Below are 22,907 nucleotides of genomic sequence, written 5' to 3' on the forward strand. Positions count from 1 at the left end.
GAAGCGGCAATTCTGCTCTAATTTCAGGGAGTATAAGCATAAACGGCGCCAAACCGCGGCGCCCATGGGACCTTTTAACGCTAAGGCTACCCGGTGAGAAGTCCCCTGAAGGGATCAGTGGCCGGGCGGCCGGGCCGGGGCTTGCGCGTGATCGGGCGAGAGGCGCTCCAGCAGCACCTTGATGACGATGGTCAGCAGCGCCACCGCAGTCAGCACTGTCGCCGCGGCGAAGGCGCCGGCGACATTATAGTCCTGATATAGAAGTTCGATCTGCAGCGGCAGTGTCGTGGTCTGGCCGCGGATATTGCCGGACACGACGGAGACCGCGCCGAATTCGCCCATTACGCGGGCATTGCACAGGATCGCGCCATAGAGCACCGCCCAGCGCACATTCGGCAGCGTAACGCGCAGGAATGTCGCGAAGCCTGACGCGCCGAGCGTGACGGCGGCTTCCTCTTCATCGGTGCCCTGCACCTGCATCAGCGGGATCAGTTCACGCGCCACGAAGGGCGCGGTGACAAACATGCTTGCTAGGACGATGGCCGGCAGCGCGAACATCACCTTGATGCCCATGGCTTCGATCAGCGGGCCGAACAGGCCCTGGGAGCCATAGACGAAGATATAGGCGACTCCGGCGACGATCGGCGAGATGGAATAGGGCAGTTCGATCAGCGAAATGAGGAGCGTGCGGCCCGGGAAGACGAACTTCGTCACCGTCCACGCTGCGGCGAGGCCGAATACGATATTGATCGGCACGGCGATCAGCGCGGTGACGACAGTCAGGAAGATCGCATGCTGCGTGCCGGGCTCGGTGAGGCTGTTGAAAAATGTGCCGATGCCCTGTGACAGCGCTGAACTGAAGATCAACGCCAGCGGCGCGATCAGGAACAGCAATGTGAGGATCGCGACGATGCCAAGTACCACGCGGCGCGTCACCGGGCCGGCCCCGACGGGCGTCACCATCCATTCGGTATGGGCGCGTTCACTCGTGGGATGCGACATCACGCATCTCCCCGGCCGAGATAGCGCAAGTTCCAGGCCTGCACGGCATTGGTGACAATCAGCATGGCGAAAGCCATCGCCAGCATCACCACGGCAATCGCGGCGGCGGCCTGGTAGTTGTATTCCTCGAGTCGGATGTAAGTGAGCAATGCCACGATCTCGGTTTTCATCGGCTGGTTGCCGGCGATGAAGATCACCGCGCCGAATTCGCCGAGGCTGCGTGCGAAGGAGAGAGAGCAACCGGCGAGGAAGGCCGGGAAGATCGCCGGGAAGATCACGCGCCAAAGGATCTGCAGGTCGTTGGCACCAAGCGAGCGCCCGGCTTCCTCCACATCGGAGCCGAGATCCTCGATCACCGGCTGCACTGTGCGCACCACAAAGGGAATGCTGGTAAAAGCCATCGCGATGGCGATGCCGAGCGGAGCGTAAGCGACTTGGATGCCAAGTGCCTCGAGCGGTGCGCCGAACCAGCCTTTCTTGGAAAACAGCGCCGTCAGCGCGAGGCCGGCCACGGCGGTCGGCAGCGCGAAGGGCACGTCGACCAGCGCGTCGAGAATGCGCTTGCCGGGAAATTGATAGCGCGCCAGCACCCAGGCCAGCAGTAGTCCATAGATGGCGTTGAACGCGGTGGCCGCGAGCGCCATCGTTACGGTGACGCGGATGGCCGAGAGCGTGCGCGGCGACGACAGGATGCCCCACAATTGCGCAAGCCCGACGTCCGAGGCCTTCAGGATCAGCGCGCAGAGCGGCAACAGCACGATCGCTCCGAGATAAAAGAGCGTAATGCCGAGCGAGAGCCCGAAACCTGGAATGACGCTACGTCGCAAGGGAAGGTCCGTGTGTGAAGCCGTTGGGGCGCTTCATAGACGATTTGGAGGGAAAGGGAATGGATAGAGGCGCGGGCGCCGGCCCATCGCTCCCTCTCCCCGCATCTTGCGCGGGGAGAGCGCGTGCCATGCCCCTCACCCGCCGCGAAGACGCGGCGACCTCTCCCCGCAAAAGGGCGGGGAGAGGTTAAGCAAGCGAGAGCCCTACGCTCACTTCCCGCCGAACAGCGTGTCCAGCTTTGCGCCGGGATTGAGGTGTTCGGCATTCAGCTTGTCCCAGCCGCCGAATTCGTCCTCGACGCGATAGAGCTTCACCTCGGGGAATTTGTCCTTGTACTTCGCCATCACGGTCTTGTCGGTGACGCGGTTATAGCCCTTGGCTTCGATGTCCTGGCCTTCCGGCGAATATAGGAATTCGAGATAGGCGGTTGCGAGTGCCTTCGTGCCGTGTTTGTCGGCATATTTGTCGACGACGGTCACCGGGAATTCGGCGAGCACGCTGGTCGGTGGCACCACCACTTCATACTTGTCTTTGCCCGCGAGGTCGCGGATCGACGAGGTCTCGGCCTCGAAGGTGATCAGCACATCGCCGGTGCCGCGCTCGACGAAGGTCGTGGTGGCGGCGCGACCGCCGGTGTCGAACACCGGCACATTAGCGAACAGCTTCTTGATGAAGTCATCAGCCTTGTCTGCACCGTACTTGTTCTTCGCGAAGGCATAGGCGGCCAGATAGGTGTAGCGCGCATTGCCTGATGTCTTCGGATTCGGGAAGATCACCTGCACGCCCGGCTTCACAAGATCGTCCCAGTCCTTGATGCCCTTTGGATTGCCGGCGCGCACCAGGAAGGCCGGTAGCGAGTAATAAGGCGAGGAATTGTTCGGCAGCCGCTTGGCCCAATCGGCTGGAATGAGCTTGCCGCGATCGTACAGCACCTGCACGTCAGTGACCTGGTTGAAGGTCACAACATCGGCCTCGAGGCCTTCGAGGATCGAGCGCGCCTGGCGTGACGAGCCGTTATGCGACTGGTTGATGGTGACGTCCTGCCCGGTTTTGGCCTTCCACTGCTTGGCGAAAGCAACATTGATCTCGGCATAGAGCTCGCGCGAGATGTCGTAGGAGACATTGAGCAGCGTGTTCGGCGTCTGCGCTTGGGTGGGGGCAGTCGCGAGAATGCCGAGCCCGGCGGCGAGAGCGATAATGAAACGGTTCACGTGAAGTCCCCTGTGAGTGAGAGCGATCGGATGGCCGGGAGCGGCGGCTGCGGCGTTTTGCCCGGCAAACGGTCCGGAATTTGCTGCGCAACGGGGCGGGCACGGGTGCGGTTTCGCGCAACTCCTGCATCGGCCGACCGTTATTGAGAAGAAGCATCTACGACGCTTGGTGTTTGAGGACAAAAATTCTATAGTTAGAACGCCTCGAAGAAGATAAAATCTTCTCTTTGCGCCTCGTTATCGAGAGATATATAGAATATAATTCCAGTCAACCCCGAATTTCGGGGCAGCGGAGTATGCATGCGCTTTCTGCCTGTCTTCCTCGATTTGCAGACCGGGCCGATCATTCTTGTCGGCCAGGGCGAACTCGTGCGCGCCAAACTGAGGCTGCTGCTGGCGGCCGGTGCGCGGATTCGCTGGTACGCGACAGACGGCAATCGTGACACGTCCGGGCTCGATGCCGAGGGCGTGGCGCGCATCGAACACGTCGATGGCGATCCGGCGACCGCCAATCTCGCGGGGGTCATCGCCGTGCTCTGCGCTGGCGCCGGTGACCTCGGCCACGCGGTGGCTGCGCGCGCCAAAGCGAGTGGCGTGCCCGTCAATGTGATGGATGAGCTTGCGCACTCCACTTTCATCTTTCCGGCCATCGTCGATCGCGGCGATGTGGTCGTCGCCGTGGGAACCGGCGGTGCGTCGCCGGTGGTGGCGCGGCGTGTGCGCGAAAAGATCGAGGCGATGTTGCCGGCGCGGATCGGCGATCTCGCCGGCTTCATCGGGCGCTGGCGCAAGCCGATCAATGACAAGATCGCCGAGGCTCCGTTGCGTCGCAGGTTCTGGGAGCGCATCGTCGATGGTCCGATCGGTGCGCTGGTGCTGGCGGGGCGTGGTACCGAGGCCGAGAAGGCGCTGACGGAAATCGCCGATCTCTCGATCTATGCTGGTGCAGCGCAGGCCGGCGTTGTCGAAGGTCACGTCACGCTGGTGGGGGCAGGGCCGGGCGATCCGGATCTCCTGACCGTCAAGGCGTTGCGCGCGTTGCAGGATGCCGATGTCGTTTTCTATGACGAACTGGTCTCGCCAGAGATCCTTGATCGCATCCGTCGCGACGCGTCACGCGTTCCGGTCGGGCGTCGCATCGGCAAGCCCGGGATTGGTCAGGGCGCCACCAACACATTGCTGGTGGAGGCCGCGCGGGCTGGTCAGCGCGCCGTGCGCCTCAAGGGCGGCGATCCTTTCATCTTCGGCCGCGGCGGCGAGGAGATCGAGTTTCTCCGCGATGCCGGCGTGTCTTACTCGGTCATTCCCGGCATTACCGCGGGCCTTGGCGCCGCCGCGATGTTCGAGACGCCACTCACTTATCGCGGCGAGGCGCTGCGCATCACCTTCCTCACCGCGCATAAGGAAAAGGATGCCGACAAGGTGGACTGGTCCGTCCTCACCGACGTGAAGATGACCGTCGTCGTCTATATGGGCATGACGGCTGCGCCTGCGATCCGCGCGGGACTTCTCGCTGCAGGCCGTTCGCCGCAGACACCTGTTGGTGTATTTGCACGCGTCACACGGCCCGACGCGCAGGCGGCCGTCGGCATTCTCGAAGACCTTCCGGTGCTGGTCGACCAGATTGAGGGCGGTCCGGCGGTTCTCATCATTGGCGATGTCGTGGCGCACTCCGCGCCGTGGCGCGCCGCTCAGATCAACAAGCTCGTTTCAGATTTATTGGTGGCTGCCGAATGACCTCTCCGCTGCAACAGAAAATCAAGATCACCGGCCCGTCGGTGGTGACTGCCAACCGTACATGGGATGGCGTGGTGATTTATCGCGATGCCCATAAAGGCTGGACCACCGATTTGGCGCAAGCCGCCATCGTGCGCACTGCCGATGATGCGCGTGCGCTGCTTGCTGAATCCACAGCTGATGACGTTGGCGCCATCGGTCCTTATATCGCGCCGGTCGCCGTGAACGACAACGGCACCGTCGAACCGGGCAATCTCCGTGAACAGATTCGCCGCAAGGGCGTCACCATTGACCTTCCGGCTTCGGCTTAAGGCACCTGAATTATGTATGCTTATGATGAAATCGATCGCACGCTGATCAACGAGCGTGTCTCGGAATTCCGCGATCAGGTGAAGCGCCGCCTCGCAGGTGAACTCACCGAAGATGAGTTCAAGATGCTGCGGTTGATGAACGGCGTCTATCTTCAGCTTCACGCCTATATGTTCCGTGTCGCCATTCCTTATGGCACGCTATCATCGCCGCAACTGCGCAAGATGGCGCATGTGGCGCGACGCTATGACCGCGGCTATGGCCACTTCACCACACGGCAGAACATCCAGTACAACTGGATCAAGCTGTCAGACCTGCCGGATGCGCTGGAAGATCTCGCTTCGGTCGGCATCCACGCGATGCAGACCTCGGGCAATTGCATGCGCAATGTCACCACCGATCAATGGGCAGGTGTCGCGCCGGGCGAGGTCGAGGATCCACGCATCTGGGCGGAATTGCTGCGGCAGTATTCGACCATGCATCCGGAATTCTCGTTCCTGCCACGGAAGTTCAAGATTGCGATCACTGCGTCGGCTCATGATCGCGCGGCGATCAAGGTGCATGACATTGGCCTGCGAATTCACAAGAACGAGGCCGGCGAGACTGGCTTCGAAGTGTTGGTCGGCGGTGGCCTCGGTCGCACGCCATTCATCGGCAAGGTGATCAAGCCATTCGTGCACGGCCGCGACATTTTGAGCTACGTTGAGTCCATTCTGCGCGTCTATAATCAGTATGGCCGCCGCGACAATATCTACAAGGCGCGCATCAAGATTCTGGTTCATGAGCTAGGCATCGAGAAGTTCGCCGCCGAAGTTGAGGATGAGTGGCTGGCGACGCGCGACAGTGCGCTGACGCTGGACAACGAGGTTGTCGAGGATATCCGCTCGCGCTTCAGCTATCCGCACTATCAGAAGCTCTCCGATGCGCCGGACGAGTTAACGGCCGCGTCGGCCGATCCGCATTTTGCACGCTGGCTCAAGAACTCGGTCGCGCCGCATCAGCGGACCGGCTACGCCATCGTGACATTGTCGTTGAAGCCGGTGGGCGGCCCGCCCGGCGATGCCACGGCCGACCAGATGGATGCGGTTGCCGATCTTGCCGACAAATATTCCTTCGGCGAAATCCGCGTGGGCCATGAGCAAAATCTGGCGCTGCCGAGTGTGGCCAAGCGTGATCTGCCCGCACTGTGGCGGCAGCTCGACAAGCTCGGTCTGGCCACGCCGAACGTCAATCTGGTCACCGACATTATCGCGTGCCCTGGCTTGGATTACTGCTCGCTGGCCAATACGCGATCGATCCCGATCGCGCAGGAATTGACGCGGCGTTTCGCCAATAACGATCTCGCGGAGCTGATCGGTCGGCTGCATATCAACATCTCCGGCTGCATCAATGCCTGCGGCCATCACCATGTCGGCCATATCGGCATTCTCGGTGTCGAGAAGAATAGCGAGGAATTCTTCCAGATCACCATCGGCGGCCGTGCCGACGAGCATGCCGTGGTCGGCACGCTGATCGGACCGGCAGTGCCTTTTGCCGAGGTCGCTGACGTCATTGAGGATATCGTCGAAGCCTACCTGGCACTGCGTGCTCGGCCGGATGAATTGTTTGTCCAGACTGTCGAACGCCTCGGCGTCGAGCCGTTCAAGGAGCGCGTTTATGCCACTCGTTAAGCAAGGCAAAATCGTTGCCGACGGCTATATTCAAGTAGCCGACGATGCGGAGATTCCGGTCGACCGCGCGGCGTTGATTCCGGCCGCGCGTTTTTTCACCGATCCGGAGGCGCTGCTGAAGCGCGGCAGCCCGACCGGCGTGATCTGGCCGAACAACCGCGATCCGGAAGAGCTGGTGCCTTATCTCGACAAGCTTGCGGTGGTCGCGCTGGTTTTTCCGTCGTTTCGTGACGGCCGTGCCTACAGCCAGGCGCGTTTGTTGCGCGAGCGCTACAAATACAAGGGCGAATTACGAGCAACCGGCCAGGTGTTGCGCGACCAGTTCGTCATCATGCTGCGCGCCGGTTTCGATTCATTCGAGGTGAAGAAGGATGCCGATGCGGAAGCCTTCGCTGCCACGGTGAAGCGCTACACGGTGTTCTATCAGCCCACCGGCGATGGCCGCGTTACGGCGCTGCATCAGCGCATGCAGTTGCGCCACGCGGAGAACGCGCGCTAATTCGCCGCATGCTGACGGCTTTCGCAGCGTTGGTTGATGACAAATAACCAGCGCGCGATACGGTATCCGTGCGAAGGCATATTCATAGCACATTGCTGCCGTCATGCCGCCAACATTGGAATCTGGTTTCGTTGACTTAGCGGTGCTTCTTCAAGATTTTGCCCCCCACCTCATGACGATCGTGTTGCGAGGTTGGATGGAGATCAAAATGGTCCGTCGTATTCTTCCCGTTATTGCGGGTCTCTTAATTGCAACATCGGCGCATGCGGCAGACATTTCGCTGCTCAACGTGTCATATGACCCGACGCGTGAGCTCTATGTTGATTTCAACAAATCGTTCGCTGCTACGTATCAGAAAGAAACCGGCAAGAGCATCGAGATCAAGCAGTCGCATGGTGGCTCGGGGGCGCAGGCGCGCTCTGTGATCGATGGTCTGCAAGCCGATGTGGTCACCCTCGCGCTCGCCTATGACATCGATGCAATCGCCAATAAGGGCCTGCTGGCCAAGGACTGGCAGAAGCGCCTGGCGCAGAATTCGTCACCCTATACGTCGACCATCGTGTTCCTGGTGCGCAAGGGTAACCCCAAGGCCATCAAGGACTGGGACGATCTGATCAAGAGCGGCGTCAGCGTTATCACGCCGAATCCGAAGACTTCTGGCGGCGCGCGCTGGAACTATCTCGGCGCCTGGGGCTATGCTCTGAAGAAATATGGATCGCAGGACAAAGCGAAGGAATTCGTCGGTAATATCTTCAAGAACGTTCCGGTTCTCGATACCGGCGCACGTGGCTCGACCATCACCTTCGTCCAGCGCGGCGTCGGCGATGTCTTGCTGGCCTGGGAAAACGAGGCATATCTGGCAATCCAGGAATTCGGCAAGGACAAGTTCGAGATCGTGGCGCCGTCGATTTCAATTCTCGCCGAACCGCCGGTCGCCGTCGTTGATACCGTCACCGACAAAAAGGGTACCAAAGCCGCTGCCGAGGCCTATCTGAAATACTGGTACACCAAGGAAGGTCAGGAGATCGCCGCACGCAATTTCTACCGTCCGCGTGATGCCGATATTGCCAAGAAGCATGAAGCTTCCTTCGCCAAGGTCGATCTGTTTACGATCGACGACGTGTTCGGAGGTTGGACCAAGGCGCAGAGCGAGCACTTTGCCGACGGCGGCGTGTTCGACAAGATCTACAAGAACTAATCGTTCGCAGCGAAACACCCAGATCGGTACGCCGGTCTGGGGCTTTTACCAAAGCAAGGGGACATTGTGAGCGCGGCACCTAAACGAAGTTCGTTGCCGGGGTTCGGCCTGAGCATGGGCCTGACCCTGACATGGCTGTCGCTTTTGATTCTGATCCCGCTGGCCGGGTTGTTCATCAAGACAACGGATCTCAGCCTCTCGCAGTTCATCGATACCGTCACCAGCAACCGCACATTACACGCGCTCAGGATTTCGTTCGGATTGGCCTTCGCGGCTGCGCTGGTCAATCTGGTCGCTGGCCTGATTATCGTCTGGGCCCTGGTGCGCTACCGGTTTCCCGGTCGCCGGCTGTTTGATGCCATTGTCGATATCCCGTTCGCCCTGCCCACTGCAGTGGCAGGCATCGCGCTGACGACGTTGTTCGCGCAGAACGGATGGCTCGGGGCGCCGCTGGCGTCGCTCGGCATCAAGGTGGCGTTTACGCCGCTCGGAATTTTCCTGGCGATGGTCTTCATTGGCATTCCCTTCGTGGTGCGGACCGTGCAGCCGGTGCTGATCGACCTTGATGTCGAGATCGAAGAGGCCGCTGCCTGTCTTGGTGCCTCTCGCTGGCAAACCATCACCCGGGTCATTATTCCCAGCCTCACGCCGGCCATCCTCACCGGCTTCGCGCTGGCGTTCGCCCGCGCCGTTGGCGAATATGGCTCCGTGATCTTCATCGCCGGCAACCTTCCAAATGTGTCGGAGATCGCGCCGCTCTTGATCGTCATCCGGCTGTCAGAATTCCGCTATGCCGATGCGACGGCGATCGCGGTGGTGATGCTGGTCTTCTCATTCCTGATCATCTTCCTGCTTAATCGGCTGCAGCGCTGGGCACAGACCCGCGCGCTGGCCGTGAGTTGACCTGACATGACCATTACAATTATCAATTCGCCAGTCACCGTGGAGCGCGCCCAGTCCGTGGCACGACAGGACCTGCATACCGAGCCATGGCTCGTGCGCGGCATCATTATCGGTGTCGCAGTGATGTTCCTGACAGTGTTCGTGGTCTTGCCGCTGATTTTGGTATTCTCGGAGGCATTGTCCAAAGGCGTCGGGTTCTATTTGGCGGCCTTGGCAGATCCCGAGGCGCTCTCGGCAATCTGGCTGACGCTGATCACAGCGGTGATCTCGGTCAGCCTCAATCTGGTATTCGGCGTTGCCGCCGCCTGGGCGGTGGCCAAATTCGAATTCAGGGGCAAGACCTTGCTGGTCACCCTGATCGATCTGCCGTTCTCGGTCAGCCCCGTTATCTCCGGTCTGGTATTCGTGCTGCTGTTTGGTGCGCAGGGTTTCTTTGGGCCATGGCTGATGTCGCATGGCATCAACATTCTGTTTGCCGTACCGGCGATCGTACTGGCGACCACCTTCGTCACCTTCCCGTTCGTTGCCCGGGAATTGATTCCTCTGATGCAGGAACAAGGATCGCAGGAGGAAGAGGCTGCGATCTCGCTGGGGGCGAGTGGCTGGCGTACCTTTATTGTGGTGACGCTCCCCAACATCAAATGGGGCCTGCTCTACGGTGTGCTGTTGTGTAATGCGCGGGCAATGGGTGAGTTTGGCGCGGTTTCGGTGGTGTCGGGTCACATTCGCGGCGAGACCAACACCATGCCGCTGCTGGTGGAAATCCTGTATAACGAATATCAACTGGTGGCGTCGTTCGCGATCGCGTCACTGCTGGCTCTGCTGGCGCTCGTGACGCTGATCGCAAAGACCATCCTCGAAGGCCAGATCGAAGAAGGACAGCTGCCCCGTGACGATTGAAGTTCGCAATATCGTAAAGCAGTACGGTGCCTTCAAGGCGCTGGATAATGTCGACCTCCGGGTCGCGGATGGCGAGTTGCTCGCGCTGCTCGGACCGTCCGGTTCCGGCAAGACGTCATTGCTACGAATTATCGCAGGGCTTGATTGGCCGGATGCCGGCGAAGTCTCGTTCGACGGCGAGAACGCATTGGCGCGCGGCGCCGGCGAGCGTCACGTCGGTTTCGTATTCCAGCACTATGCGCTGTTTCGCCATATGAGCGTGTTTGAGAACGTGGCCTTCGGCCTGCGCGTGCAGCCGCGCGCCGTGCGCAAGAGCGAAGCGCAGATCCGCGCGCGGGTGAAGGAGCTTCTCGATCTCGTGCAGCTCGACTGGCTCGCCAATCGCTATCCCAGCCAGCTCTCGGGCGGCCAGCGGCAGCGTATTGCGCTGGCGCGCGCGCTCGCCATCGAGCCGCGCATTCTGCTGCTCGACGAGCCGTTCGGTGCGCTCGATGCCAAGGTCCGCAAGGAGTTGCGGCAGTGGCTGCGCACGTTGCACGAGGAAATCCACGTCACCTCGATCTTCGTCACGCATGACCAGGAGGAAGCGCTCGAAGTCGCCAATCGCGTGGTGGTGATGGACAAGGGCAAGATCGAACAGATCGGTACGCCTGGCGACGTTTACGATAATCCGGCGACGGCTTTCGTGCACTCATTCATAGGTGAATCGATCGTGCTTCCAGTCGATGTAAGCGATGGCCAGGTGAAGCTCGGCCATCGCCCGCTCAACATCGATGCGGGCAGTGCAAGCGGACCGTCGAAATTGTTTGTTCGTCGTCACGACATGCAGATCGGTCCGCTCGGCGAGGGAGCCCTCGAAGGCACCGTGCGCCGCGTCCGCACCTTCGGCCCGATCCAGCGCGCCGACATCGCGTTGTCCGGCGATGATACGCTGGTGGAGATCGATGCCCCGCGCGACCGTCCGCTCACCACGGGCGATGCGATCAGCCTGCAGCCGCGGCGCTACCGGATCTTTGCTGGGCAGGAGTGACTGGCGTTTTCTAAAATCCCGTCCGTTCACCTTTCAGCCACGGTTGGTGTGCAACAACGGCCCCTTGATTTGGGGGATTGCCGATGAAGCGGGTGGCTCTGGCCAGTGTGGGATTTCTGTTGCTGGCAGGGTGCGCGGGGACCGTCGATACTGTGCCGGACCAGCCCACCATGTATCTCAGCATGGCCAACGGCGGCGCCAAGCTCGATCCGATGGCCGCAGCCTCGATGATCTCGCTGTATCGGCAGAACAACGGTCTCGGGCCGGTTGTGGTCGATCCCGCATTGATGGCGCTGGCAGAAGACCAATCCACCGCCATGGCGAAACGGAATAAGCTTGATCACGACGTTAAGGCACCGTTGGCCAAGCGTTTGAATGCTGGCGGTTATCCGGCCACCCTGGCTGTCGAGAATGTCTCGGCCGGCTATCACACCATGGCGGAGGCCTTTTCTGGCTGGCGGGACTCGCCGCCGCATCGCGCCAATATGTTGAAGTCCGGTGTCACAAAACTGGGCATCGCCGCGATCTACGCTCCCAACACCAAATACAAGGTGTTCTGGACCATGATCCTGGCATCGACGGATTCCAAATAGACCATTCAGGATAGCTGAAGCGTGATGGTGCTCCGCACCATCTATGATTGACGCCGCGGCAAGGGAGCGCCACGGTATGGTTCCCGTTGCCGACAGGATCGAGTGGTCCCCATGGATATGTCCGATCAGCCTCAATCCAGCGCTACCACCAAACCCGCCGAGGCCAAGCGTGTTCTGGTGCTGCAAGGGGGCGGCGCGCTTGGCTCCTATCAGGCCGGCGCCTATGAGGCGCTGTGTCATCACGATTTCGAGCCGGAATGGGTGGCTGGCATCTCCATCGGTGCCATCAACGCGGCGATCATCGCGGGCAATGAGCGCGACAAGCGGATTGGCAAACTCAAGGAATTCTGGGAGATGGCGGCATCGCCGGTCCCCTGGAGCCCGATGCTGACGGATGACCGTGCGCGCTCTTATTTTTATGAGGCAGGCGCCGCTGTCATTGCTACATTCGGCGTGCCAGGTTTTTTTGTGCCACGGATTCCGCCCGCACCGCTGTGGCCGCCCGGCAGTCCGCAGTCGCAGAGCTATTACGACACCGCGCCGCTGAAGGCGACGCTGGAACGGCTGGTCGACTTTGATCGTCTCAACGATTGCAAGACCCGGCTAAGCGTTGGCGCCGTGAGCGTGACCACCGGTAACTTCACCTATTTCGACAACACGCTCTTCAAGAAAGATCGCAAAAGGATCGAGCCCGAGCACATCATGGCCTCCGGCGCGTTGCCGCCGGGCTTTCCATCGATCGTGATCGATGGCGAGCATTTCTGGGATGGCGGCATCGCCTCCAACACACCGCTGGATTTCGTATTGGATGACGTCACCAGCGATCTGCTGATCTTTCAGGTCGATCTGTTCAGCGCGCGCGGGCCATTGCCGCAATCGATCCTGGAAGCGCAGGAACGCGAAAAGGACATTCGCTATTCCAGCCGTACTCGCATGAATACGGACAAGAACAAGAAGATCCACAACATCCGCAAGGCGCTGCGTGATCTGATTGTTAAATTGCCGGCAGAATTGAAGCAGGATCCCGGAGTGGCGCTGTTGTCGGAAGCCGCCAAGGAAAATACCGTCACGGTGGTGCATCTGATCTATACGAGCAAGAATTACGAGTCGTCGTCGAAGGACTACAATTTCTCGCGCATCGGCATGGTCGAACACTGGAACGCCGGCGAGCGCGACGTATTCCTCTCGATGCGGCACAAGGACTGGTTCGAGCGACCGCAATCCGATGAATCGATGGTGACCCATGCGCTCACCGCCGACGATTACAATGACATTCCGCAGCATTTGACGTCCAACAGGAGCAAGTAATGGCTAATCTCACGGGCAAGACCGCCGTCGTCACCGGTTCGACCAGCGGCATCGGCCTCGCTTATGCGCGCGCTTTTGCAAGCGCAGGCGCCAATATCGTCATCAACGGCATGGGCGCTCCCGCTGACATCGAGAAGGAACGCGCGGCGATCGAGAACGACTTCAAGGTCAAGGCGATCCATTCGCCCGCCGACATGACCAAGCCCGCGGAAATCGCCGAGATGATCGCGCTTGGCGAGAAGACGTATGGATCGGTGGATATTCTGGTCAACAATGCCGGCATCCAGTTCGTCTCCCCGATCGAGGATTTCCCGATCGAGAAGTGGGACGCGATCATCGCCATCAATCTGTCATCGGCCTTCCACGGTATCCGCGCTGTCGTGCCAGGCATGAAGAAGCGCGGCTGGGGCCGCATCATCAACACCGCCTCGGCGCATTCGCTGGTCGCCTCGCCATTCAAGTCGGCCTATGTCTCCGCCAAGCACGGCATCGCCGGCCTGACCAAGACCGTTGCGCTGGAAGTCGCGACCCACAAGATCACCTGTAATTGCATCTCGCCCGGCTATGTCTGGACGCCGCTGGTGGAGAAACAGATTCCCGACACCATGAAGGCGCGTGGTCTCACCAAGGAGCAGGTCATTCATGACGTGCTGCTGGCAGCCCAGCCCACGAAGGAATTCGTGACGTCCGAGCAGGTCGCTGCGCTGGCGCTGTTTCTGTGCGGTGACGATGCCGCGCAGATCACAGGCACTAACCTGTCGATCGATGGTGGCTGGACGGCGGAGTAACCCGCAAGGTTTCTTCGACCTCTCCCTGCCTGTTGCGGGGAGAGGCTTAGGAAGAACGCTTCCCGAACGCCAGCACGTGCAGCCCGAGGCGCTGGCGCACGATCCAGAACAGCAGGATCGTCTCGAAGGTCAGCGCAATCGATGTCGCAGCTGCGGCGCCATGGCCGCCGAATTTTGGGACCAGCACGAGACACAGGACCAGGTTCATCACGAAAGCCGATGCATAGGCTACGGCACAGATGTGCTGGTGGCCGAGCATGTTGAGCAGCCGCTCGACCGGGCCGATAGCAGCGCGCACGACCAGGCCGATGGCGGCGATGAACATGATGTCGTAACCGCTGGTGAATTGCGGACCGAACAGCCACAGCAGCGGCTTGCCCAGAGCGAGCAGGATCAGCGTGGCGCCGAGCGACGGCCAGAACGTCCACTTGATGGCATGCGTTACATAGGCGGCGAGGCGATCCTTGTCGCCGGCCGCGTGATATTCAGTGAATCGATGCGCCGTTGTCGCCGACATCGCATAGTGAATGAACGACACCAGCGCCAAGGTTTTTACGACGGCGAAATACACACCGACTTCGTCGGATGAGACGAATTGCCGCAGCACCAGCACGTCGGTGTAGGACAGCAGCAGATAGAAGCTCTCGACCAGCAGGATCGGCAGGGATACCGCAAGCCAGCCACGATAGTCGTAGGCCTTCGGGCCGGGTTCGATATGCGCCGCGAGGCGGCGATTGAGTACGATCATCTGGCCGATCATCGCAACCCACACTGCCGCGACGCTGGCCAGCATCGCGATGGTCGCACCGAGCTTAAAGCCCAGTGCGAAGGCGCCGGCGGTGAAGCCGATGATGAGCGCCTGGCGGATGATGAATTGCGGCATCAGGCCGAGGCGCATCCAGTCATGGGAGCGCGCGATACCATCTTGCGTGTTGGCAACGACGAAGGCCGGCAGTGTCAGGCAGCCCAAATAGAGCGGCACCACCGTGTCGGCGTCGATCCATGGCGAGATGAGTTTGACGAGGCCAGCGAGCAGCAGCGAGACGATCACCGAGACGATGCCGGTCATCCAGCGGCTGCCGGAGAGAAAGCCCCTCAACCGCGCGTGGTCGCCGCTGGCGCGATATTCCGGGATGATCTTCTGGGCCGAAGCGGCGATGCCGAAATCCATCATCGAGCCGAGCAGCAGTACCCAAGTCCAGACATAGACATAGATGCCGTAATCCGACGTGCCCATCCAGCGCGCCAGCAGGATCTGCGAGAAGTAAGCGAGGCCGGCCGAGATGACGCGGATGAGGAAGATGGTGCCTGCAAGGCGACGTGTCAGCGAGGCTTCACCCGTGCCGGTGAACAGCGCGCGCAGCCTGGCCTTGAGGCCGGTGGGCGCGCTTGCGGGTGCGGCTTCTGCGTCCATCACGGCCACAACAATGTCCTCAGCCGCAGGCATGCGGCAGGGGTCTTGCGTAGCAAGCAGTCGTTAACATCCGGTTGGATGGAGATGTACAGGTTGCGCGGAACAGGTCACGCGCGAGCGGTATCAGGGCAGGTTGACGTTGAACTCATACGCCCGGTCGGTGCCGACCAGCGTCAGTTTCAGCGCTGCGCCGTCGGTCGTGGCGCCCGGCGGCACGCCATCGAGTTCGAAGCTGAAGCGCTTCACGCCCGGCGGGCTCTTGGCCTCGAGTTTCGGGATCGGCAGTGCCCATTCCGGGGTAGGTCCCTCGACGAACAGGTTGGGTTCGCTGCCCTCTGGCGCAACGACGTCGACGAACACATTCTTGCCCTCGCGCTTGAGGTCGCGCACCGTCAGCGGACCGGAGTCGCCCATGGTCGCTGGCTTCGGCACGGTATCGAGCGCCGCGGTCAGCGCGCCGTCTTCAGTGCTGGCCACGCTGGTAAAAGCGAGTTCGGCATTGGCGTCGACCGGAATGCATAGTTTGTCGCAGACCGCGTAATTGATCGCCGCACGGAGAATCACCGGCTTGCCGGGGTCCTTGGCGATCACCCGCATTGGCAACACCACCTGTTTCACATAGCCCAGCGACAGGCCACCGGCGCCATCCTCGAATTTTTTCGGGGCCGGCCACAGGATGGTAACGGTATCCAGGTTCTCCGATTTGGAGAAATCGAAGCGCGGCGGGACCCCGGAATCACCGGGATTGCGCCAATAGGTGTGCCAGCCGGGCTGCAGCTGGATGGCGATACCCCCCAGCATTACGGGACCGCTACGCGAGCCTGCCACAAGCCTGATCTGCGAATGACTGTCTATCTGCCAAGGTGAGGTGTCCTCCGCCTGCGCGGTGCAGGTGAGGAGCAGGCCCGCGGCGCAGACAGCGACAATGTGATGCGGAACAGATGCGGTCATCGGGCGTCCTTACAGGGTGGGCCTGTCATAAAGCCAAACCTGTCTTAAGCTATTGAACTGCTTGTGATCCGGTTTTCGTATGCGTTGCGGATGGCTGATTGACAGAACCCAGACCCAATATCAGGATAAGCAACGAAATGAGAGCGGTTTGCTGATGGAACCCACTCGCAAGCGCCCCCGGAAAAGTCGCGCGAAATCCAGCGTCGGCGACACTGGCAACTACCTCGATGGGCAGTTGCTGATCGCCATGCCTGTGATGGAAGACGAGCGCTTCGCCCGTTCGGTGATTTATGTCTGTGCGCATTCGTCGGAAGGTGCCATGGGCATCATTGTCAATCGGCCTGCAGGGAGCATCGATTTTCCCGAATTGCTGGTTCAACTGGACATCATCGAAAAGTCCGACGGCATCAAGCTCCCGGAAAGCGCCGAAAGCATGAAAGTGCTGAAGGGTGGCCCGGTCGAGACCGGCCGCGGTTTCGTGCTGCATTCCAGCGATTTCTTCATCAAGGACGCGACGCTACCGATCGACGATGGCGTCTGCCTCACGGCGACCGTGGATATCCTGCGCGCCATCGCCAATGGCGGTGGACCCAAGCACGCGATCCTCGCGCTGGGCTATGCCGGCTGGGCGCCGGGGCAGCTGGAAGACGAAATCCAGGGCAATGGGTGGCTGCATTGCGCGGCTGATGAGGATCTCATCTTCGGCGGCGATGTCGAGGAGAAGTATCTTCGCGCGCTGCAGAAGATCGGGATCGCCCCGGGGATGTTGTCGGCCGAGGCCGGACACGCCTGACGTCAGGAGCCGGTGGAGCGCAACGGACACGCCACGTTGGTGGAGCCCAGTTGGGCACCTTCGATCTCCACGCAGGGCTGCGACGTATCGATCATCAGGTCATAGGCAGCCAGTGCTTCTGCACGGAACGGCCGCCCTTTGATGTGCATCTCCCACACGCCGCCGGGCAACGGCTCCTTCAAACCCGCTCGGATGCGATTATCGTATTTGCCGGCAGGCAGGATCGGCAAAGCGAGATCGGCAATCGTGTAAAAGCGGGATCCAGCGGGCAGGAGTGGTGCGACGAAAGCCAGCGGCTTGTCGAGCAACAGATAGGTCGCGGGCTGCGAAAGTCGCGATGAAATCACTGGCGCGTATGGATTTGACCATGGTCGTCGCCACCAGTCGGTTGGCTGCGACCATGCAGCGGTGATCGCTGCAATGATGAAGATCGAGCGGCTTACGTGTTGGCCGACAGGATGCGTGGGGGTCGAGCGGAATGCCGTGACGATGCGTACCAGCAATAACACGATCAGTGGCCCGGTCAGCAATTCCAGTGCGACGGCATAGCGCTGGATTGAGAACAAAATCAGCCAGACCGCATAAGACGCGACAAAGAAGATCAGGAGTTGCAAGTCGCGCCGCAAAAAAATAGCGCGTGCTTGCTTCATTTGAGCAATGAAGGCGATCGGGAGCAACACGCATAGCATCGCAAAGCGTGCGTCGCGAAACGGGAGCTCCGAGCTGCGGAAATTTCCGACGAGCCAATGAAACGGATAGGCTAAACCATCCAGAATTCCCTTCGGAATGAACTGGCGATCGAGCAACGTAATCTCTCGCATCTCTGGCGAGGGAAACAGACTATTCAGCAGCGGAAAAAATGGATTGCCAAATTCACGCCACAGCATCAGGCTCCAGACGCCGCCCGTCATGATCGTGCCGATAGCGCCGCCGATGGCGAGGCAGGTCACGGCCACCAGAGGGCGTGCCGCGGCAAGTGCGGCGCCCGCCAGGCCAATTGCGAAGACGATGTTGGTGAGTTTGAAGCCGAGTGCGAGGCCGACCAAAAGTCCTGCGACGACGTAACGTATCGGTCGCGGCTCATCGGTAGCCAGCATCAGCGCCAGCCCGGCGATAATCGGGATCGCAGTGAGAATGTCGGAAAAACTGGTACCGACTTCCGACAGCGTCATCGGCCCCAGCGCAGCCAGCAGCAATGCAGCAACAACCGTCATCGCATTGGCTGCGTGCCCGAGCACGATCCGTGATAGCCAGTAGACCAGCGCGAGGTTGAGCCCATGCACCGCGCCCATGGTCATCCCGGCAATAGCCGGCGGCAAGGCGTGACGGAGATAGTACCAAGGGAAGTAGATGGTCGGGTTGAAGTGGGTCTGGAAGCCTGGTGGGATTACATCGTGATCGTAACGGCCATTGAGCAACGCCCAGACGTTGTATTCGTGATAATTCTGCCAATCCCAATTGGCATCCTCGCCGGCCCATCCGGCAAAGACCGCGCCGATCGCCATCGCGCCGGCCACGACCAAAAACGGCCGAAGCCGGTCATGGGGACGTGGGGCCGCAGCCGCGGCGTCCGCCAGAAATGGCAGTTCATGGGTGGAAATTGACGTCACGATGAGCGATGCAACCACAGATGAATGTGGTGTTTGCCTACCGAGTGAATCTTGCCTAATTGCTAAATGCAACTCGCACAATCTCTCCTTGCAGAGGGCAAGAGGTCGCAGGTGCGCAGGTATGGTTTACGAGTGGTATCCAGCTCGTATCAGCTGGCCGCTTCGAGCCGCTCTTCCGTCAGCATGCGCATCGCGGCATCCGCATCCATTGGCTCGCCGAAGGCGAAGCCCTGGGCGTATTCGCAGCCGAGCTGATACATCTCCACCGCATCCGAATCTGTCTCGACGCCCTCTGCCACGACATCCATGCCGAGGTCGTGGGCCATCGCGATGATGGATTTCAGGATCACCGGGCGAGTGCCGCGCGAGGTGGTGCGGACGAAGGACTGGTCGATCTTCAGCGTGTCGAACGGGAAGCGCTGCAGATAGGATAGCGACGAGTGGCCGGTGCCGAAATCGTCGAGCGAAAGACCCGTACCGAGTTCGCGGATCCGGTGCAGCATCTGCGCTGCATGTTCCGGATTTTCCATCACCAGCGATTCCGTGAGCTCGAGCTTCAGCGTGCCACGAGCGACCGACGAGCGTGACAGCACGGTGCGGATGTCATGCAGGAGGTCGTGGCGCAGCAGCTGCCGTGAGGAGACGTTGACGCTGGCGAAAATCGGTTCGCGCGAACGCATCGCGCGCTGCCAGATCGCGAGCTGTCGTGCTGTCTGATCCATCACGAACATGCCGAGATCGATGATCAGGCCGATCTCCTCGGCGATCGCGATGAATTCCGACGGTGACATCCGGCCGAGCTTGGGATGATCCCAGCGCGCCAGTGCTTCGAAACCTGCAATGGAGCGATCTTCCAGCCGCACGATGGGCTGATACAGGATGGTGATTTCCTGGCGCTCGATGGCGCGGCGCAGTTCGGATTCCAGCGTCAAGCGGTCGGTCTTGCGGGCGCGCATTGCCGGCTTGTAGACGTCGATGCGGTCGCCACCGATCCGCTTCGAATGATACATCGCGAGCTCGGCGTCCTTGATGAGCTCGTCGGTGAGGGGCACTGCGGGGTCAGAGAGCGCGAGGCCGATCGATGCGGTCAGGAAGATTTCGCGGTCGTTGAAGGCGATCGGCGCACGGATGGTCTTGCGGATGGTCTCGGCAAAGGCGGTGATCTTGGCTGCGTCCTGTTCGGACATCAGGATCAGGCCGAACTGGTCGCCGGCGAGGCGGGCCAGCGTGTCCTGCGGCTTGAGGATGCGGGTGAGGCGGCGGGCCAGCGTCAGAAGGATCGAATCGCCGACGGCGATGCCGACGGAATCGTTGACCTGTTTGAAACGATCGAGATCGATCACCATGATGGTCGGCCGCATTGTCGGCACGGTCTTGGAAAAGTTCGCGACAGCGTTGAGACGGTCGATGAATAGCTTGCGGTTCGGCAGGCCAGTCAGATTGTCATGCACCGAGTCGTGCAGCATGCGCTCTTCGGCGTTCTTCATCTCGGTGACGTCGGTGAGTGTGCCGACCACGCGTGACACTTCGCCGTCGGAGCCAACCACCGGGCGTGCTTTCAGCGCGAACCACATGAAGTGACCGTCGGGGGTGCGCAGGCGGAAGTCCTGCACGAGGCGGCCGCGACGCTGGTCGAGCACGCTGTCCAGCGCCGCCCGGAAGCGATCCTGATCGAGCGGGTGGAGCACTTCGAGCCAGCTTGCGGCAGGGCCTTCCAGCGTGCCGCGCTTGAGGCCGAGCAGCGCTTCGGTCTCGGGCGAGGTGAACACTTTGTCGGCGGAGACGTCCCAGTCCCAGATCAGGTCGCCGGAGCCGGTCAGCGCCAGCGCGCGGCGCTCGACGTCCGATACGATGCCATTGGTGGCGCCGCCGCCGGCGAAAGCGTGTTGCATGACCGTGAAGCCGATCAGCATCACGATCAGTACGAGGCCGCCGAGCAGCGCAGGCCCGACGATGTCATTGGTGACACTGCCGGCGACGGTCATGCCAGCGGCAACGACCCAGACCACAAGCAGGAACCAGGTCGGGATCAGCAACACCGCGCGGTCGAAGCCATGGGTGGAGAGATAGACGATCAGCGCAAAGCCGGCGAAGGCGATCAGCACCAGCGAGATGCGCGCGATGCCTGAGGCGACGGCAGGATCGAACAGCGCCAGACCTACGAGAGAACCGAGGAAGGCCAGCCAGCCGAGCGTGATGTGCGAGTAGCGTACATGCCATCGACTGAGATTGAGATAGGCAAACAGGAACACCAGCAGTGTCGCCGCCAGGATCGCTTCGCCCGAAGCGCGCCAGACGCGCTCGGCGCCCTGGGACATGTCGAGCACTTTGCCCCAGAAGCCGAAGTCGACGCCGATATAGACAAGGACAGCCCAGGCCAGCGCCGCGGCGGCCGGGAACATGATGCTGCCCTTCACGACGAACAGGATCGTCAGCACCAGCGCCAGCAGGCCGGAGATGCCGATGACGATGCCCTGGTACAGTGTGAACGAGTTGACCTTGTCCTTGTAGGCTTCCGGCTCCCACAGATAAAGCTGCGGCAGCTTGTTGGTGCGCAGTTCGGCGACGAAGGTGATGACGGCTCCGGGATCGAGGGTGACGCGGAAGATATCTGCGGTGGCGCTGTCCTGACGTTCCGGGCGGTCCCCGGTTGACGGCGTGATCGTCGCAATGCGCGAGAGGCCAAGATCAGGCCACAGCAGGCCGGACGACACGATGCGATAATGCGGCGCGACGATCAGACGATCGAGCTGATCGTCGGTGTTGTTGGCGAGCGCAAACACCACCCAGTTCTGGCCGGCTTCGCGGCCGCGCACCTCGATGCGGCGAACGATGCCGTCGGTGCCTGGCGCCGTGGAGACCTGGATGCGGTCGGTGTCGCTATGCTGATATTCGAGGATGCCGGTGAGATCGATCGCGGGCGCATCACCGCGGACGCTGACAGCGTCAACAGCCTGTGCCGGTGCTGCGGCAGCAACAATCATCAGGCCGAGCGCGAGCGGCGCGAGCCACCTGATCAAACGCAATGTCATTCTCCGCGATCAACAAAACATCGACCCTGCGTCACGCAGAAGCAGGGCCATTTCCCGACGCGCGATAAATGACATGAAAGCGAGATAAATCAAAGGGTTTCCGGCTGTTCTCCAGCCCTAAACGACCAACACAATTTTGCCAATATGTGCGCTGGTTTCCATGCGTTTGTGCGCGTCTGCAGCCTTTTCCAGCGGGAAAGTGCTGTCCATCAGGGGCTTAACCTTGCCGGCCTTGAGCAGCGGCAGGACGTTGGCCTCGATCGCCCTGACCATGGCGGCCTTGTCGGCATTGGTGCGGGGCCTCAGAGTCGAGCCGGTATAGTGCAGCCGCTTCACCATGATCTTGGCGGCGTTGATGGTGGCTTTCGGGCCGTTCAGCACCGCGATTTGCACGATGCGACCGTCGACGGCGGCGGCGTCGAAGTTTTTCTCCACATAGTCCGCGCCCACCATGTCGAGGATTAGCTCGACGCCGGTCTTGGTGATTTCCTTGACGCGTTCAACGAAATCCTCGGTTTTGTAGTTGATGGCGTGATCGGCGCCCAGCTTGAGGCAGGCATCGACCTTGTCCTGCGAGCCGACGGTGACGATCACTTTGGAACCCAGCGTCTTGGCAAGCTGGATCGCCATGGTGCCGATGCCCGAGGAGCCGCCATGGATCAGCACGGTTTCGCCGGGCTGCAGTCCGCCACGCTCAAACACGTTGTGCCAGACGGTCATCAGGGTTTCGGCGGTGGCGCCGGCCTCGGTCATCGAGAAGCCTTCGGGGACCGTCATCGCCTGCGCATCCTGCGCGATGCAATATTGCGCGTAGCCGCCGCCGGCGACCAGCGACATCACTCTGTCACCGAGCTTGTGTTTGGTGGCGCCTTCGCCGAGGGCAACGACTTCACCGGAAATTTCGAGGCCGGGCAGGTCGCTGGCGCCGGGCGGCGGCGGATAGGCGCCGGAGCGCTGCGCCACATCCGGGCGATTGACGCCGGCGGCTGCGACCTTGACGAGGATTTCGCCGGGACCCGGCTTGGGGACTGGGCGCGTTTCGGGAATCAGCACCTCGGGGCCACCCGGTTTGCTGATACCAACAACGGTCATTTGCGCGGGCAGCTTTTCCATGATTTGTCCTTGCGGCGT

20 protein-coding genes are annotated in these 22,907 nt (G+C 61.0%); 12 read left to right on the forward strand and 8 right to left on the reverse strand.

Annotated features, from left to right (window positions below):
• Positions 1-114 precede the first annotated feature (114 nt).
• The 3 genes from cysW (AB8A33_RS05710) to cysP form a co-directional block, all read right to left on the reverse strand.
• Entirely contained in the window at positions 115-1,002 is an 888-nt protein-coding gene (cysW, locus tag AB8A33_RS05710; RefSeq protein WP_439091886.1) for a sulfate ABC transporter permease subunit CysW, read from the reverse strand.
• Complete coding sequence (cysT, locus tag AB8A33_RS05715; RefSeq protein WP_439091887.1) at positions 1,002-1,829, reverse strand: sulfate ABC transporter permease subunit CysT; 828 nt, start codon at positions 1,827-1,829, stop codon at positions 1,002-1,004. The genes cysW (AB8A33_RS05710) and cysT (AB8A33_RS05715) overlap by 1 nt, the downstream gene beginning before the upstream one ends.
• A 210-nt stretch (positions 1,830-2,039) precedes the next feature.
• The gene (gene cysP, locus AB8A33_RS05720) at positions 2,040-3,041 is read right to left on the reverse strand and encodes a thiosulfate ABC transporter substrate-binding protein CysP (protein WP_439091888.1); all 1,002 of its coding nucleotides are present in this window, start codon (positions 3,039-3,041) and stop codon (positions 2,040-2,042) included.
• Between the two features lie 300 nt (positions 3,042-3,341).
• Between cysP and cysG the strand changes: the two genes are divergently transcribed.
• From cysG to AB8A33_RS05775, 11 genes are all read left to right on the forward strand, one after another.
• Positions 3,342-4,778 carry a siroheme synthase CysG gene (gene cysG, locus AB8A33_RS05725; protein WP_439091889.1) on the forward strand — a complete coding sequence of 479 codons (1,437 nt, stop codon included), beginning with the start codon at positions 3,342-3,344 and terminating at the stop codon, positions 4,776-4,778.
• Positions 4,775-5,089: a DUF2849 domain-containing protein gene (locus AB8A33_RS05730; RefSeq protein WP_068735099.1), complete on the forward strand. Its 315-nt coding sequence runs from the start codon at positions 4,775-4,777 to the stop codon at positions 5,087-5,089. Before cysG ends, AB8A33_RS05730 begins: the two co-directional genes overlap by 4 nt.
• A gap of 12 nt (positions 5,090-5,101) precedes the next feature.
• Positions 5,102-6,757, forward strand: coding sequence for a nitrite/sulfite reductase (locus tag AB8A33_RS05735; RefSeq protein ID WP_439091890.1), 1,656 nt, complete (start codon positions 5,102-5,104; stop codon positions 6,755-6,757).
• Complete coding sequence (locus AB8A33_RS05740; RefSeq protein WP_439091891.1) at positions 6,744-7,256, forward strand: DUF934 domain-containing protein; 513 nt, start codon at positions 6,744-6,746, stop codon at positions 7,254-7,256. The genes AB8A33_RS05735 and AB8A33_RS05740 overlap by 14 nt, the downstream gene beginning before the upstream one ends.
• 208 nt (positions 7,257-7,464) lie before the next feature.
• Entirely contained in the window at positions 7,465-8,454 is a 990-nt protein-coding gene (locus AB8A33_RS05745; protein ID WP_439091892.1) for a sulfate ABC transporter substrate-binding protein, read from the forward strand.
• A gap of 66 nt (positions 8,455-8,520) precedes the next feature.
• Positions 8,521-9,357 carry a sulfate ABC transporter permease subunit CysT gene (cysT, locus tag AB8A33_RS05750; RefSeq protein ID WP_439091893.1) on the forward strand — a complete coding sequence of 279 codons (837 nt, stop codon included), beginning with the start codon at positions 8,521-8,523 and terminating at the stop codon, positions 9,355-9,357.
• A gap of 6 nt (positions 9,358-9,363) precedes the next feature.
• A complete protein-coding gene (cysW, locus tag AB8A33_RS05755; RefSeq protein WP_439091894.1) occupies positions 9,364-10,257 on the forward strand; it encodes a sulfate ABC transporter permease subunit CysW in 894 nt (297 codons plus the stop codon).
• Positions 10,247-11,287: a sulfate/molybdate ABC transporter ATP-binding protein gene (locus tag AB8A33_RS05760; protein ID WP_439091895.1), complete on the forward strand. Its 1,041-nt coding sequence runs from the start codon at positions 10,247-10,249 to the stop codon at positions 11,285-11,287. The genes cysW (AB8A33_RS05755) and AB8A33_RS05760 overlap by 11 nt, the downstream gene beginning before the upstream one ends.
• Before the next feature lie 83 nt (positions 11,288-11,370).
• Positions 11,371-11,880 carry a CAP domain-containing protein gene (locus AB8A33_RS05765; protein WP_439091896.1) on the forward strand — a complete coding sequence of 170 codons (510 nt, stop codon included), beginning with the start codon at positions 11,371-11,373 and terminating at the stop codon, positions 11,878-11,880.
• A gap of 111 nt (positions 11,881-11,991) precedes the next feature.
• Positions 11,992-13,188 carry a DUF3734 domain-containing protein gene (locus tag AB8A33_RS05770; RefSeq protein WP_439091897.1) on the forward strand — a complete coding sequence of 399 codons (1,197 nt, stop codon included), beginning with the start codon at positions 11,992-11,994 and terminating at the stop codon, positions 13,186-13,188.
• Positions 13,188-13,976 carry a 3-hydroxybutyrate dehydrogenase gene (locus AB8A33_RS05775; protein WP_439091898.1) on the forward strand — a complete coding sequence of 263 codons (789 nt, stop codon included), beginning with the start codon at positions 13,188-13,190 and terminating at the stop codon, positions 13,974-13,976. The genes AB8A33_RS05770 and AB8A33_RS05775 overlap by 1 nt, the downstream gene beginning before the upstream one ends.
• A 46-nt stretch (positions 13,977-14,022) precedes the next feature.
• On the opposite strand, the gene AB8A33_RS05780 is transcribed toward AB8A33_RS05775, so the two are convergent.
• Together AB8A33_RS05780 and AB8A33_RS05785 are read right to left on the reverse strand one after the other, a co-directional pair.
• Positions 14,023-15,390, reverse strand: a complete 1,368-nt coding sequence (locus tag AB8A33_RS05780; RefSeq protein ID WP_439095866.1) for a flippase — start codon at positions 15,388-15,390, stop codon at positions 14,023-14,025.
• Positions 15,391-15,513: 123 nt separating this feature from the next.
• The gene (locus tag AB8A33_RS05785) at positions 15,514-16,341 is read right to left on the reverse strand and encodes a protein-disulfide reductase DsbD domain-containing protein (protein WP_439091899.1); all 828 of its coding nucleotides are present in this window, start codon (positions 16,339-16,341) and stop codon (positions 15,514-15,516) included.
• 154 nt (positions 16,342-16,495) lie between these two features.
• Between AB8A33_RS05785 and AB8A33_RS05790 the strand changes: the two genes are divergently transcribed.
• Positions 16,496-17,134, forward strand: coding sequence for a YqgE/AlgH family protein (locus AB8A33_RS05790; RefSeq protein ID WP_439091900.1), 639 nt, complete (start codon positions 16,496-16,498; stop codon positions 17,132-17,134).
• Between the two features lie 2 nt (positions 17,135-17,136).
• Here AB8A33_RS05790 and AB8A33_RS05795 read toward each other — a convergent pair whose 3' ends face one another.
• The 3 genes from AB8A33_RS05795 to AB8A33_RS05805 form a co-directional block, all read right to left on the reverse strand.
• Positions 17,137-18,744, reverse strand: coding sequence for a hypothetical protein (locus AB8A33_RS05795; RefSeq protein WP_439091901.1), 1,608 nt, complete (start codon positions 18,742-18,744; stop codon positions 17,137-17,139).
• A 149-nt stretch (positions 18,745-18,893) separates the two neighbouring features.
• Positions 18,894-21,770: an EAL domain-containing protein gene (locus tag AB8A33_RS05800; RefSeq protein WP_439091902.1), complete on the reverse strand. Its 2,877-nt coding sequence runs from the start codon at positions 21,768-21,770 to the stop codon at positions 18,894-18,896.
• A gap of 123 nt (positions 21,771-21,893) precedes the next feature.
• Positions 21,894-22,889: an NAD(P)H-quinone oxidoreductase gene (locus AB8A33_RS05805; RefSeq protein ID WP_439091903.1), complete on the reverse strand. Its 996-nt coding sequence runs from the start codon at positions 22,887-22,889 to the stop codon at positions 21,894-21,896.
• Positions 22,890-22,907: the final 18 nt, after the last annotated feature.

It is taken from the genome of Tardiphaga sp. 813_E8_N1_3 (assembly GCF_051811025.1).
Taxonomy (GTDB): domain Bacteria; phylum Pseudomonadota; class Alphaproteobacteria; order Rhizobiales; family Xanthobacteraceae; genus Tardiphaga.

Coding starts and splice junctions, on each gene's coding strand:
- AB8A33_RS05785 (WP_439091899.1), bottom strand. CDS start 16,341: ATGACCGCATCTGTTCCGCATCACATTGTCGCTGTCTGCGCCGCGGGC.
- AB8A33_RS05745 (WP_439091892.1), top strand. CDS start 7,465: ATGGTCCGTCGTATTCTTCCCGTTATTGCGGGTCTCTTAATTGCAACA.
- AB8A33_RS05730 (WP_068735099.1), top strand. CDS start 4,775: ATGACCTCTCCGCTGCAACAGAAAATCAAGATCACCGGCCCGTCGGTG.
- AB8A33_RS05775 (WP_439091898.1), top strand. CDS start 13,188: ATGGCTAATCTCACGGGCAAGACCGCCGTCGTCACCGGTTCGACCAGC.
- cysG (WP_439091889.1), top strand. CDS start 3,342: ATGCGCTTTCTGCCTGTCTTCCTCGATTTGCAGACCGGGCCGATCATT.
- cysW (WP_439091894.1), top strand. CDS start 9,364: ATGACCATTACAATTATCAATTCGCCAGTCACCGTGGAGCGCGCCCAG.
- cysW (WP_439091886.1), bottom strand. CDS start 1,002: ATGTCGCATCCCACGAGTGAACGCGCCCATACCGAATGGATGGTGACG.
- AB8A33_RS05805 (WP_439091903.1), bottom strand. CDS start 22,889: ATGGAAAAGCTGCCCGCGCAAATGACCGTTGTTGGTATCAGCAAACCG.
- AB8A33_RS05790 (WP_439091900.1), top strand. CDS start 16,496: ATGGAACCCACTCGCAAGCGCCCCCGGAAAAGTCGCGCGAAATCCAGC.
- AB8A33_RS05770 (WP_439091897.1), top strand. CDS start 11,992: ATGGATATGTCCGATCAGCCTCAATCCAGCGCTACCACCAAACCCGCC.
- AB8A33_RS05740 (WP_439091891.1), top strand. CDS start 6,744: ATGCCACTCGTTAAGCAAGGCAAAATCGTTGCCGACGGCTATATTCAA.
- AB8A33_RS05735 (WP_439091890.1), top strand. CDS start 5,102: ATGTATGCTTATGATGAAATCGATCGCACGCTGATCAACGAGCGTGTC.
- AB8A33_RS05780 (WP_439095866.1), bottom strand. CDS start 15,390: ATGGACGCAGAAGCCGCACCCGCAAGCGCGCCCACCGGCCTCAAGGCC.
- AB8A33_RS05765 (WP_439091896.1), top strand. CDS start 11,371: ATGAAGCGGGTGGCTCTGGCCAGTGTGGGATTTCTGTTGCTGGCAGGG.